This is a genomic window from Paenimyroides ceti, from assembly GCF_030409925.1.
Genome location: NZ_JAUFQU010000046.1, coordinates 1 through 12093, shown reverse-complemented (window position 1 = coordinate 12093; position 12093 = coordinate 1). Strand labels below are relative to the sequence as shown.

The following is a 12093-nucleotide window of genomic DNA, read 5'->3' as shown; positions in this document are numbered from 1 at the left end:
AGATGATTTTCAAAATTAAATTCGGTATCAGAAGTTGGTTTTAAGAGAAACGGTATTTGTTCTTCATCCATTCCTAATCCGTATAAACTTCCTCCTTCGTTATATATTTTTATTTTAAATGGATAGTCAGTTGATTCGTATATGCCTGAATATTGATTGAGTATTTCATCCGATATAAAAATGGGATAAGGCATATTGCCATTGTAAATAGCGTTGAATATTCCAACATAAAAATCACTTTTTACAGAACGGTTTCCATTAATCGCCATAGCAATAGAAAGATCGTTTTTTTCATTGTAGGTTAACACAGGTATGAGAACCTGTTGTATCGCCTCCGTGACCATACATAATAACTTCATAGAAAGGAACTTTCATCATTCCTCTGCCGAAATAGCTGTCAGCGGCCGGTTTCATCAGTTCTACACTCTCCTTACTGATTATTTTTCCATGAAATAAGGCATAATTGAGTTTATTCATTTCGGTTGTAGTGGAAGAAATACCTGTATACCCTATAATATATTTAGAAATATAGTCTTGTTCTGGCTGCCAGGAGTTATCAGTATAACGGTAAGAATCAAAATAGTTCTGAGACGAATTTACCAATCTGAAATCGTGTAGATTCAGTGGTGTAGCAATATAGTTTTGAAGGATATCTTTATACGCCATCTGATACTTTTGCTCTATAATTTTTCCCAGCAGAAAATAGGCAGAATTAGAATAAGACATAGAAGTACCGGAGAAAATAAGACACCTGTTTTTTTAATCTCTGCCAGCATTTCTTTATCCGTAACCTCTCTTTCCTTTAACCAGCCATAAACACCGTTATGAAAATTGACATCTCCCAAACCACTCGTATGGTTTAGCAATTGTTCAATCGTAATCTTCTTCGCATCTGGCATGTCAGGAAAAAACGCAGCTAATTTGTCTTGAAGATTTAATTTTTTTTCTTCGATAAGCTTAAACACCAAAGTAGCCGTAACCATTTTAGAAATAGAGGCTATCTGGTAAGTGGTATGTTTGTCAAATTGTAAGTCCTGAATATTTTGCTGACCAAAATCTCTGTAATAAATTTCTGTATTCCCTTAAAAATAGAGATACTGCCCACTGCTCTGTTATTTTGTTCAATATAATCAATAAAGTGGTCTATTTTTTCCTGCTCAATATCCTGTGCATAAATGCTGAGGCTCAAAAATAGTGTGACACCACAAAATAAAGCCCTTTTAATAAGTGAAATGATACCTTTATTTACAGTTGCTGTAATAGAATGTTTCATATATAGAATTTTAATTTTAGTAAATAGAAATAGCTATTGTTCTTACAGGTACAAAGAAACGGAAGATATAGTTTGTCCAAAGATTTATTTGACCAACAGCACACAATCCGGGACAAAAAGTATTGTGTCTGTGATGGGATTGTTTGTCCTTATTTTAGATGGTTTGGTGTAAAAAGAAATAAACAACTTTGTAAAAACAGTACATTTACAGTATAATGAAATCCGAAACCAATGAAACTAAAAAGAAGTACTGTTGTCAGATTCTTATTAAATAGCTTCTTTACAGGGTGGGTACTATATACCGCAATAGATAATAATGATGGAAAACTTCCTTTAGTCCATATCGTGATGTATAATGTATTGCTTTTTGTTCCGTCCTGGATTAATAATTTCTTGTTTTTTCCTTTAGTGCGTAAAAACAGAAATATTTTGCAATTTCTCTTATCAATGGCAGGTGTATTTATAGCAATAATTTTCATACAGGGAAATTATCTCAATTGGCTGAAACAGACCTTTCATACCAATGAGTTTAAATGATTTTACTCCATTAGCGATTACATACACATCTCCGGAATTTTTAAAAACTACCAATATTGCTTTGATGTTTTTCCGGGTGTTTTGATGATTACTGTTCTAATGGCAATAGGCTATGTCATGCAGGAACTTATTCTTAAAATTAAGAAACAAAAGCAGATAGAAAGCCAGCAGATTCTGGCAGAACTTCAATTACTTAAATCCCAAATAAGTCCGCATTTTTTGTTTAATGTTCTCAACAGTCTTTATGCATTATCGCTGAAAACATCCCATGAAACTCCTGATGTTATTTTAAAACTATCTGATATTTTGCGGTATTCTCTATATGAAGCTCAGGAAAAAGAAGTGCCCGTACGCGATGAAATACATATTATCAATACGTATATTGCAATCGAATCCCTTCGCATTTCTGAAAGAGCAGATGTATCTTTTGTGAGTGAAGGAATAAATGATACCATCAGGATTGCACCAATGCTTTTATTACCTTTGATTGAAAATGCTTTCAAGCATGGTATTGACTCTACAGTCGGACATTCTTATATCAAGGCTTCTCTTCACTATAAGGAGAATGCTCTGATATTTACATGTGAAAACAACTTTAAAGAAACAGCAGTAAAAAAAATAGGAGGTATTGGTATAGATAACATACGCAAACGCTTGCAATTGCTTTATCCGGCTATGCACAAAATAGACTTGGAAAAAAAAGACGATGTATTTACAATAACCCTCAAAATTAATTTGTAAGGTATGGAAAAAAAATCAGATGTCTCGTAGTAGATGATGAAAAACTGGCTCAGGATGTGCTTATACATCACATTTCAAAATTTGAGGTATTGGAATTACAGGGAGTGTGCAATAATGTTTTTGAGCTTATTGCTTTTCTGAACAGAGATAAAAACATAGACCTGATTTTTCTGGACATTAAAATGCCTGAAATCAGCGGAACAGATTTTATAAATATGTTCAATCATCCGCCTGCCATTATATACTACTGCTTATAATCAATATGCCTTAGATGCATTTGAACACAATGCTATAGACTATCTCTTAAAACCCATTTCACTCGACCGGTTTTCTAAAGCGATACAGAAGGCGTTGCCTGTTCTCGCAATACAAACAAGCCATAAAGCAACAACAGTAGTTTCAGATAAAGATGATGATAGTTTTTATGTAAAAAGCGATAAGAGACTTATAAAAATAGATCCGGGAGAACTGTTGTATATAGAAGGGATGAGAAATTATCTGTGTATATATACAACATCAGAAAAAGTGATGGTTCACGGTACTTTATCTTCTATAGAAGAAAACCTGAAACATTTGGAATATATATGCCGTGTACATAAATCATTTTTTATAAATCTGCGTATGATTAACTATATTGAACAGCAGGTAATTGTATTGACCAATAAAAAAACGATACCCGTAGGCTCAAGTTATCGCGATAAGGTATATGAAAAACTAAACATAATTTAACCAGGAAAATAGCGATATAAAACAGGGATACTGCAAGAGCGCAGTATCCCTGTAATTTTTGAGTATTAAAAAGAATTCTGTTTTAATTAAGAGCCCATATCAGTGCTTTTTCTTTTGTAGCTCTTAGTATCGTAGAATGTTGTTCTTTCGGTTCATGCGAATAAAGCCATCTGAGTCCTGAAACATTTTCTTCTTTTAAAACAGTAGCAAGTTCATCGGTGTAAGTTGCGATATCTGAAGAACCGGCAAACCAAACCGTTTTTTTATCTGCCGGTAAATGTCCAAGGGTATTTTTGGCTGCTTTTACAAGAGCATTGTCATTCCACCACAATGAAGGGTCAAATGCGATATAATAAGTAAACATATCAGGCTGTAACAGGAATGTTTCCATAACAAATAATCCGGCAAGTGATTCTCCTAATATTCCTCTGTCTGAAGTTGTTTTATAACGCGAACTGATTTCAGGAAACAGCTCTTCTTTCAAAAAAGCTCTGAATTTTTCTGAACCGCCTACAACCGGTGCAATTTCTTTGTCTTCAGCCACTTCTGTAGGTCCTGTCAGATCTCTTCTGCGTTGCGTATTTTCAATACCCACTAAAATAAAGGCAGGAATTTTTTTTGCTTTGATCAATTTAGCAAACGTATTGGCAATATGAGGAAAATCTTCTTTTACGCCTCCGTCCGCCATATACATTACAGGTAGGGGGTTTCCTTCTTTCGCGTAGGCTTCGGGAATCCATACATTGATGACTCTGTTTTCATTTACTATTTTAGAAGCAATGGTAAAGGTATCATGAACCGGAACCGGATCATTTGATGTATTATTTATTTTGGTACATCCGGTAAGGAATACAATTCCAATTAAAAAGGCGGAACATAAAAGCAGCATCCATTTTGTTTTCATATATATTCGGGTAAAGTTATTGATTATAACTGCCAAAAGACAGTTTAGGTTATTAACCGTAAAAATAAAAAAAAGAGAGCTATTTCCCTCTTTTTATTTATGATCTTTTTCATTCGTATTATTCAGGATTCAGTGCTTTTTTTAAAGCAATGGAAGCCTGATGTACAGAAGTCTGTACTGCCGGAATGTGTGCCAACGGATTCAGCATTCCATAGTCATGTATAAAGCCTTTATATACCGTTATGGTTGTTGGTACACCCGCTTCATCGAGTTTTCGGGCATACGCAAGTCCTTCATCATGAAGAATATCATTTTCTGCAATCTGAACCAGAGCCGGAGGCAGGTTTTTTAATTCCTGCAAGGTAGCCTGTAGCGGTGATGCATATTTTTCTTTGCGTTTATTGAGATCTGTCGTATAATGATTCCACATCCATTTCATCATAGGAGTGGTTAAAAAACGATCCTGTGCATATTTTATATACGATTCACGGGTAAAATCCGCGTCCGTCACAGGCCATAATAAAACCTGATAGGCAATTTCTGGACCCATTTTATCTTTAGCCATAAGCGCAACTACGGTTGCCATATTTCCACCAACACTATTACCGGCTACGGCAAGTCTTGAGCCATCAACACCGATTTCTTTTCCGTTTTCAGCTACCCATTTCGTAGCAGCGTAGGCTTCGTTTACAGCAACAGGATACTGAGCTTCGGGTGAGGGAGTATAATCAGGAAATACGGCAATTGCTCCGCTGTTTACAACTAAATCACGTACCAATCGTTTATGAGTTGGATAATCGCCTAAAACCCATCCTCCTCCGTGAAAAAACATAAATACGGGTAAGTTAGTCCCGGAACCCGCAGGTTTTACAATATGAATGTTTACAGTAAGTCCATCCTGTGTAATGGTTCTTTCAGATTCTTCAATATCGGAATAATCAAAATCAACAGATTTTTGAGCATCAATAAGTACCTGACGGGCTTCTTCAGGAGTCATTTCTTCCATAGGTTTGCCACCTTCATTATTGAGTTCCTTTAGAAATTCACGAATGTCTTTAGAAATTTCAGGATCTTGATGTGCAGGAATGTTGGTATGCGCCATAATGTATCAGAGTTTAGAGGTTTATAGTTCGATCTCTGTTATAAGATCGGATTTAGGTTACTATATAAATTTAATACATTAATTTAAAACAAGCCCAATCACTAATCCATAAAATGGAAATTTGGTTATACCAAGCTCTTTTTTTTAATCAGGATTTTAATCGATTGGCAGGTATTCATTTCCATATAAATCAATGTAAAAATATTTGTTTTCCTTTTTTACCCAAATATACAGATGTGCTTTTTTTCTCTTTTCTTCAACGGTATCTTTTTCCAGAGGTGTGGCTATTGCATAAGAAATCCACAAACCTTGATATTCTTCTGCGAGTTGTTTTTCCTGTTTCAATTCGTAAAGATCAAAAATTTTATTTTCCACCAGAATATAACCTAACGTATGCTCATGAGCATATAGAATGGATAATCTTTTTGAGAAGACCGGTAGTAATAATATACAGATTGGGGTAATTGGTTCTTTAAGCGGTAGTATCCTTTGTGGTTGAGGTAACTATATGCATTATTGTTATTTTTCGACTGCTGTACCAGAAACCATACATCTTTGGTATCACGGGTACCTTTAATAGGGATAATTCGGTTGTGTTTAAAATCAAAACCAGAAAGAGTGTTTCCCTGTGGATCAATGATGCCATAGGAGGTAAGATGCGGATCTTCACTTTTTTTGCCAGCTATGGCAACTATTTTGTTGTCAATCTTCATCGGAATCAGCAGCGGTTGATTTTTATCATGCGAGCGGTATAAATCTGAATAAGCAGTAATATCAATATAATCTTCGTCCATGGTATATTGAAATCCGTTGTTACCTTCTGCAGAAGAAAGAACTTCTATATTTTGTGAATAAGCACGTGAAAAAAGTCCGGGAGGCAAAGCTTCCATTAAGCTTATTACAGAAATCTGAAAGTTGATTTTTCCTGACTTGTCAACAGTTACAATATAATCTGTTAAGGAAACAGTGTCATAAAAACTTCCTATATAGCCTTCTCCCTTATAAAACCCAAGCTGATCGAAAACGGCAGGAAGTCTTACCTGTAAGGTTCTTTTATCAAGATAGCCCCATAATTCTTTTTTTGAAAAGGAACCAGATAAATAAAATCTTCTTTATCAATTTTTTCAAAGTAGGCAGCAATAACTGAAGAGCTTATGTTGGTCGATAATGAATCAAGATGCTGAGCATTTGCTATTAAAGGAAACAAAAACAGAATTTGGAGGCATATTTTTTTCATAAAAAAGACATTTTGTATTGGTGCAAAACAATTGATAACATTATCACAAAAATAACCTTTCATTGGAAAAGTATAACTCATGGATTTCAGTGATTTGAATGACTGAGCAGTAATTATATCCATCATTATAAAACGGTAGTTATCCGTTTATTTTTTTTCCATCTTTTCGATTTTCTCTTCCAGTTTTTCCAGTAATTTTAATTGGGCTACCTGAGATTCATATAATGCTTTAATTTCTTCATTGAGCAAAAGATCCAGTTTTTGATGTAGGCTGCGTATTTCGAGTTCCGCTTTTAAATTGATGAGGTAATCATTTTCTCCTCTCATACGGTCTTTTTCTTCCTGACGGTTCTGGCTCATCATGATAATGGGAGCCTGAAGAGCCGCAATACAGGACAATACAAGATTCATAAGGATAAACGGATACGGATCGAATTCAAGTTCTTTTGCTGCCATCGTATTGAATACAATCCAAACGGCTAAAACCAGTGTAAAAATAATGATGAATCTCCAGCTACCGCCAAATCGCGCTACCTTATCGGATATCCGCTGTCCGCTTGATAATATTTCTTTTGGTGGATGTAGCAAATTATTGATGATGAGCTGCTCTTCTTCCATTGTAGTGGCTACAATTTTTTGAAGCTTGCGCAGGTTTTCATTGCTCTGATCAATCATGGTATTGATTTCGTCCTGTTGCATTGTTAAGAAGTTTTAGTATCTACTAATGTAATAAAAATCTTTTTAGAGATCATTGAAAAGAATAGGGGAATGCCGTATCTTAGTAATATAAACTTAAACAAAAAACTACATAACATATTGTCTAATTACCATACATACATCGCTACTCCGGTTGGAGTATTAAAATGATCGCAACAGAAAAGGGACTGGCGGCTGTGTTGTGGGAAAACGATGACGCAACACGGGTGACCCTTTCAGAAGGAATGCGTTTTGATGAACATCCTGTATTGGTGGAAACCGCAATTCAACTTCAGGAGTATTTTGCTAAAAAGCGCAAAGTATTTGACCTCCCTTTAGACTTTACCGGTACTGCGTTTCAACAACAAATATGGCAACAGTTATTGAAAATTCCTTATGGAGAAACGAGAAGCTATGGTGATCTGGCCAGAGAAATTGCCAATGAAAAGTCCGTCAGGGCAGTAGGGGGAGCCAACGGTAAAAATCCTATTTCTATCATTGCTCCATGCCATCGTGTTATAGGTACATCCGGTAAACTGACAGGATTTGCAGGCGGATTAAAAAATAAAGCATTTCTGTTAGCTCTCGAAAGATCACAGACACAACCCACACTTTGGGATGAGGAATAAGAAAAGGGCAGTAAAAAAAATTAATTCATATTGTAGATATAGCGAAAAATATTTTTCTTTGCTTAAAAAATACCAAATAGTATTTAATATGAAAAAAGCAGAAGCAACTCGTTTAACCATTTTGAAAAAGGCTTATGAGCTTATTTATATCAACGGTTACCAGACTACAAGTATTGACGATATTTTGGCGACGACCAAAGTTACCAAAGGAGCACTTTACATTTTTTTCATGACTAAAAGTTTAAAATATTTATAAGTTTTTCTTACAGGTATACCGCTGTAATCGGTTTTATGTTTTTTTAGCTACTTAGCAGCAGTATGATAAATAATCAAAAATTTAAAAGCACAAGCTTTAAATTAGTGAGATAATGATTAAACCTTATCTGGGATGATAATGCAATTCAAATACTTAATTTGGTAGAAGTAAGTAAAAAGATTCATTAAAGAATAAATGAACTTTATTAACTGTCTGATTGTAAATCTAATAATAAAAAATGTAACGGTTGCTACACTAAAGTGTAGAATTTAAAAGGATAATAATATTTTAACTTTTGTGTAGTATGAAACCATAAATATGGTTCTAAGATATGATCATGAATATGATTCTTATTTTTATACTGTAAATGAATGATGATTAATTAATTGGTTTTTTTATTTAGTTAATATTGGGTCACTTAACTGTAAATAAACAAAAATAGAATTATTATGAAGCTCAATTACATTTTAGTAGCTGTCTCGTTTGCAATTTTCGGTCAGGTGACGGCTCAGAATCTGGTAAACACGGTGGTTTTGAAACCTGAGTCAGCGATACGGAACTATAGGCATTTGCCCCTTTTACAACAGAAACTCTTCCTGTAAATAATTTTCTTACCAAAGAAGCTATTATTCAAAGTCAGGAATATTTGTTGCTTAAACCCGGTTCAGTTTTTTTTAGGTCAATTGCTATTTTACCTTCTGAAGATGTATTTGTTTATTATTAAACAACTAATCTGAACAAGAATAAAAAACAGATGAATAGTAAAATAAGTATTTTAGGCATATTTGGAATTCATTTATTAACATTACTTATCGGTTACATCTTTTAAGATGCCATTATCAATACAAAATTGTAAATATTTCTTTGCTAATTCATCATTATCAACGTTCAGGCTATCCTTTAAAGAAAAATCAATCGAATAATTCATTAACGGTTCTTTAATAAACAGATTTTTTATTTTATTAGATGACTTATTGTTTTGAAGTGCCTTGTATAAAGATAAGGGAGTATAATTTTGAGCTTTAAAGGAATTATCGGTTAGTATTAATGATTCATTTTTTGGATAGAGGTTAAACTCTTTTTTCCAGACTACATGTATTGTATCATTTTCTATTCTTTTTTCAGAAAAATCAGTTTTATACATGATAGAAAAATAGGTGAAACTAAGCATAACTAAATTAAAGAGAGCATGTAAAAGCACCGCTCTTTTGAGATTGAAATTGATTACAACCCATAATAGGATGGCTCCTAATCCCAGCTGAAAAAGGATCGTATAGAAAGCAGACAATGATGTAAAATCGGATACCTGATAGTGGATGGTACCAAAAAGGAGAATCGAGAAAAAGAAAATCAGATTATTTTCCTTTCCGTTGTTGAGTAATATAAATGTAAGGATAGCAAGGAAAAGAATAAGATTTATAAAGTTAAAAGAAATGAGTACATATACAAGCAATAGAATAAGGGAGGGTATTTGTATTTTTTTACTACGGGTAAAATATCCTCTGAAAGCGAGCTCTTCAAAAACAGGGGCTATAATTATTGAAAAAAACAGCAGTGTAATAAAGTTGGTTTCCATGTTTAATCTTGAGTGGTAGTATTCTGTTTTTGTAGACCATAACACAACTAATCCTAATAGAACAGCTACTATACCACTGTATAAAATCCAGTTTTGTTTTTATTTTTCATGATATTATAAAAATTTCTTTATTATGTTTATTGTTTGACTTTGCGGTAGAAACAGTATCAATATTTTATTAATACCGAAAGAAATATCGGTAAACTTATTGTCCAATTGAGATACCTGAACCGAACTTATTAAAGGTATTTAAATACTATGTTGTGACGTAATCTGGTAGAAGTAAGTTAGAAAAGTTCATTAAAGAATAAATAAACTTTAGTAACTATTTGATTGTAAATATAATAATAAAAAATGTTACGGTTGCTATCCTAAAATGTAGAATTTAAAGTGATAATATTATTTTAACTTTTGTGTAGTATCCAACTATAAATACAGTTCTAAGAAAAGAACATGGTTATAGGTTTTTATTTTTATGTTGTAAATGAATGATTATTAATTATTAATAATTGGTTTTTATTCAGTTAATATTGGTTCGCTAATTTGTAAATAAACAAAAAATAGAATTATTATGAAGTTTAATTACATTTTAGCGGTTGTATCGTTTGCACTGTTCGGGCAGGTGAAGGCTCAGAATCTGGTAGAAAACGGAGGTTTTGAAAGCTGGATCAGCGATACAGAACCAGAGGCATTCGGCCCGTTTACGACAGGAACTCTTTCTGTAAATAATTTTCTTACCAAAGAAGCTGTCATTAAAAAATCAGGAAATTTTTCTGCGAGACATACCTCTCAGGATGGAACTCAAACCATTGGAGGCGAATTGGTTGAGGTAACCGGAGGACAAACCTATGTGATCAGCTATTGGTTTCTGGATAATGATCCGAAAGCGACAACGCGTACATGGTCTAACTGGATGAGTGGCACTACAGCGCTTACAGATCCGAATAATCCGGAACATCATATGGCTGTACTGCATCAAACTTCATTTTCTGAAGACAGTCCGGAATGGAAAAAGGTTGAACATATACTTACAGCTCCTTCTACAGCTACTCATTTGAGATTACAGGCAAGAACATACAGAGGTTCTGCTTCACAGGTAGGAGGTTATATTTATTATGACGATTTTTCTGTAGTGGTTGCTGATGCTGCTTCTATTGAAAAAAATGGAATTGATGGATTGAAAGTGTATCCGAATCCGGTCTTATCTACGGACAGACTTTATATTTCTTCTAAAGAAAATCGGGCAAAAGAGATTGTTTTTTACGATCTTTTAGGCAAAAAGATGTTAGAAACAACCTTACCTCAGGATGATTTTATAAATATCAGTATGCTGAGTAAGGGCGTTTACACGCTTAAAATAGCAGAAAACAATAAGACATCAGTCAGAAAAATAATCATTAAATAATTACCCTGCGTATATTTTGATCAGAGAATCCATGTGTTCAGATTTTTTATAAAATCGATAAGTAACACAAACATATTGTCATTTCTGATTTTTTCTACTTTAATTCTTTCTGAATTACACTTTATGTGATGATAGGGAATCAAAGGTCAAAATGTATCACCTTTAAAATAGTTTATTTTCATTGTTTGTGTTTTTTTTGTTGGGAGGTGTTTTAAAGCATCTCCCTACTTTACATACGCAAATTCAAAAAACCTACTACTATGAGATTAAAAATAACCCAATTTTTTCTTTGGGCGTGTATAGCATCCGGCTATGCTCAAATTCCGGAATATTACAGTTCCATTGATTTTACCGCCTCAGCAACGGGATTAAAAAACCAGTTGTCTGAACTTATTCAGAATACCCACACTACTCAGCTCAACTATACACCTGATGTATGGAATTTGCTTAAAACTTCTGATCTGGAGAACCCGGGGTCCTCAAAAATGCTTTTGATTTACGGATATAATGATACCGATGCTAATGCCAGTACTGATCGTACGCGTGATAAAAACCTCAGCTGTCACACTTCTGATTGTAATGGCTTGTGGGTAAGAGAACACGTTTTTCCACGATCATTGGGTACCCCTAATCTCGGATTTGAAAATGCAGGTTCTGATGCACATAACCTGAGACCGATTGATAATCAGATGAACAATTCACGCAGTAACCGTAAATTCGCATCCGGTAGCGGAAACGCAGCAATAGTAGCGAACGGTAACTTTTATCCCGGAGATGAATGGAAAGGAGATATTGCCCGTATGATGATGTATATGTATCTGCGTTATCCGAATCAATGCCCGGCAACTGTTATAGGAACCGGAAGCATTACCTATAGCAGTTTTAATGATATGCCCGATATATTTCTGGAATGGAACCAGCAGGATCCCGTAAGTGCATTAGAAAGAAAAAGAAATGACGTAATACAGGTTTTCCAGGGTAACCGCAATCCATTTATAGATAATCCGT

The 12093-nt window shown here is 34.2% G+C and carries 21 protein-coding genes; 10 read left to right on the top strand and 11 right to left on the bottom strand.

Translation table 11 applies throughout. From position 1 onward, the window contains the following. The 4 genes from QW060_RS21865 to QW060_RS21850 form a co-directional block, all read right to left on the bottom strand. Positions 1 to 344, bottom strand: a 344-nt coding sequence (locus QW060_RS21865) for a hypothetical protein (protein ID WP_290365143.1), incomplete at its 3' end; no start/stop codon positions are given. Then, the gene (locus QW060_RS21860; RefSeq protein WP_290365142.1) at positions 292 to 726 is read right to left on the bottom strand and encodes a serine hydrolase domain-containing protein; all 435 of its coding nucleotides are present in this window, start codon (positions 724 to 726) and stop codon (positions 292 to 294) included. The genes QW060_RS21865 and QW060_RS21860, both read right to left, overlap by 53 nt. Continuing rightward, positions 681 to 1040: a serine hydrolase domain-containing protein gene (locus QW060_RS21855; protein WP_290365145.1), complete on the bottom strand. Its 360-nt coding sequence runs from the start codon at positions 1038 to 1040 to the stop codon at positions 681 to 683. The genes QW060_RS21860 and QW060_RS21855 overlap by 46 nt, the downstream gene beginning before the upstream one ends. Beyond that, the gene (locus tag QW060_RS21850) at positions 998 to 1273 is read right to left on the bottom strand and encodes a hypothetical protein (protein WP_290365141.1); all 276 of its coding nucleotides are present in this window, start codon (positions 1271 to 1273) and stop codon (positions 998 to 1000) included. The genes QW060_RS21855 and QW060_RS21850 overlap by 43 nt, the downstream gene beginning before the upstream one ends. A gap of 36 nt (positions 1274 to 1309) precedes the next feature. Here QW060_RS21850 and QW060_RS21845 point away from each other — a divergent pair, with 36 nt between their 5' ends. The 5 genes from QW060_RS21845 to QW060_RS21825 all read left to right on the top strand — a co-directional run bounded on the left by QW060_RS21845 (position 1310) and on the right by QW060_RS21825 (position 3280). Continuing rightward, positions 1310 to 1489, top strand: a complete 180-nt coding sequence (locus QW060_RS21845; protein ID WP_290363218.1) for a hypothetical protein — start codon at positions 1310 to 1312, stop codon at positions 1487 to 1489. Between the two features lie 15 nt (positions 1490 to 1504). Then, positions 1505 to 1810, top strand: a complete 306-nt coding sequence (locus QW060_RS21840) for a hypothetical protein (RefSeq protein ID WP_290365140.1) — start codon at positions 1505 to 1507, stop codon at positions 1808 to 1810. Positions 1811 to 1894: 84 nt separating this feature from the next. After that, positions 1895 to 2551: a sensor histidine kinase gene (locus QW060_RS21835; RefSeq protein WP_290365139.1), complete on the top strand. Its 657-nt coding sequence runs from the start codon at positions 1895 to 1897 to the stop codon at positions 2549 to 2551. Between the two features lie 14 nt (positions 2552 to 2565). Continuing rightward, on the top strand, positions 2566 to 2808 hold the full coding sequence (locus tag QW060_RS21830) for a LytR/AlgR family response regulator transcription factor (protein WP_290365144.1): 243 nt from the start codon (positions 2566 to 2568) through the stop codon (positions 2806 to 2808). A 94-nt stretch (positions 2809 to 2902) separates the two neighbouring features. Further along, a complete protein-coding gene (locus QW060_RS21825; protein ID WP_290365138.1) occupies positions 2903 to 3280 on the top strand; it encodes a LytR/AlgR family response regulator transcription factor in 378 nt (125 codons plus the stop codon). A gap of 82 nt (positions 3281 to 3362) precedes the next feature. Here the strand turns inward: QW060_RS21825 and QW060_RS21820 are convergent, their stop codons facing one another. From QW060_RS21820 to QW060_RS21795, 6 genes are all read right to left on the bottom strand, one after another. Further along, the gene (locus QW060_RS21820) at positions 3363 to 4184 is read right to left on the bottom strand and encodes an alpha/beta hydrolase (protein ID WP_397386091.1); all 822 of its coding nucleotides are present in this window, start codon (positions 4182 to 4184) and stop codon (positions 3363 to 3365) included. Between the two features lie 118 nt (positions 4185 to 4302). Further along, positions 4303 to 5286 (bottom strand): alpha/beta hydrolase, encoded by a 984-nt coding sequence (locus QW060_RS21815; RefSeq protein WP_290363214.1) that lies wholly within the window; start codon positions 5284 to 5286, stop codon positions 4303 to 4305. A 156-nt stretch (positions 5287 to 5442) separates the two neighbouring features. Then, positions 5443 to 5661 carry a hypothetical protein gene (locus tag QW060_RS21810; protein WP_290365137.1) on the bottom strand — a complete coding sequence of 73 codons (219 nt, stop codon included), beginning with the start codon at positions 5659 to 5661 and terminating at the stop codon, positions 5443 to 5445. Positions 5662 to 5672: 11 nt separating this feature from the next. Then, positions 5673 to 6176 carry a hypothetical protein gene (locus QW060_RS21805; protein WP_290365136.1) on the bottom strand — a complete coding sequence of 168 codons (504 nt, stop codon included), beginning with the start codon at positions 6174 to 6176 and terminating at the stop codon, positions 5673 to 5675. 146 nt (positions 6177 to 6322) lie between these two features. Then, a complete protein-coding gene (locus tag QW060_RS21800; protein ID WP_290365135.1) occupies positions 6323 to 6649 on the bottom strand; it encodes a hypothetical protein in 327 nt (108 codons plus the stop codon). Between the two features lie 21 nt (positions 6650 to 6670). Next, complete coding sequence (locus tag QW060_RS21795; protein WP_290363212.1) at positions 6671 to 7222, bottom strand: DUF1003 domain-containing protein; 552 nt, start codon at positions 7220 to 7222, stop codon at positions 6671 to 6673. Between the two features lie 164 nt (positions 7223 to 7386). On the opposite strand from QW060_RS21795, the gene QW060_RS21790 reads away from it, so the two are divergent. The 3 genes from QW060_RS21790 to QW060_RS21780 all read left to right on the top strand — a co-directional run bounded on the left by QW060_RS21790 (position 7387) and on the right by QW060_RS21780 (position 8706). Then, positions 7387 to 7848, top strand: a complete 462-nt coding sequence (locus tag QW060_RS21790) for a methylated-DNA--[protein]-cysteine S-methyltransferase (RefSeq protein WP_290365134.1) — start codon at positions 7387 to 7389, stop codon at positions 7846 to 7848. 58 nt (positions 7849 to 7906) lie between these two features. Continuing rightward, positions 7907 to 8104 carry a TetR family transcriptional regulator gene (locus QW060_RS21785; RefSeq protein ID WP_290365133.1) on the top strand — a complete coding sequence of 66 codons (198 nt, stop codon included), beginning with the start codon at positions 7907 to 7909 and terminating at the stop codon, positions 8102 to 8104. A gap of 449 nt (positions 8105 to 8553) precedes the next feature. Beyond that, positions 8554 to 8706, top strand: a complete 153-nt coding sequence (locus tag QW060_RS21780; RefSeq protein ID WP_290361999.1) for a hypothetical protein — start codon at positions 8554 to 8556, stop codon at positions 8704 to 8706. Positions 8707 to 8909: 203 nt separating this feature from the next. Here QW060_RS21780 and QW060_RS21775 read toward each other — a convergent pair whose 3' ends face one another. Further along, the gene (locus QW060_RS21775) at positions 8910 to 9725 is read right to left on the bottom strand and encodes a CPBP family intramembrane glutamic endopeptidase (protein ID WP_290365132.1); all 816 of its coding nucleotides are present in this window, start codon (positions 9723 to 9725) and stop codon (positions 8910 to 8912) included. Between the two features lie 526 nt (positions 9726 to 10251). On the opposite strand from QW060_RS21775, the gene QW060_RS21770 reads away from it, so the two are divergent. Both QW060_RS21770 and QW060_RS21765 read left to right on the top strand, forming a co-directional pair. Next, positions 10252 to 11085, top strand: a complete 834-nt coding sequence (locus QW060_RS21770) for a T9SS type A sorting domain-containing protein (protein ID WP_290362001.1) — start codon at positions 10252 to 10254, stop codon at positions 11083 to 11085. Positions 11086 to 11345: 260 nt separating this feature from the next. Beyond that, a partial coding sequence (locus tag QW060_RS21765; RefSeq protein ID WP_290365131.1) for an endonuclease I family protein occupies positions 11346 to 12093 on the top strand: 748 nt, incomplete at its 3' end.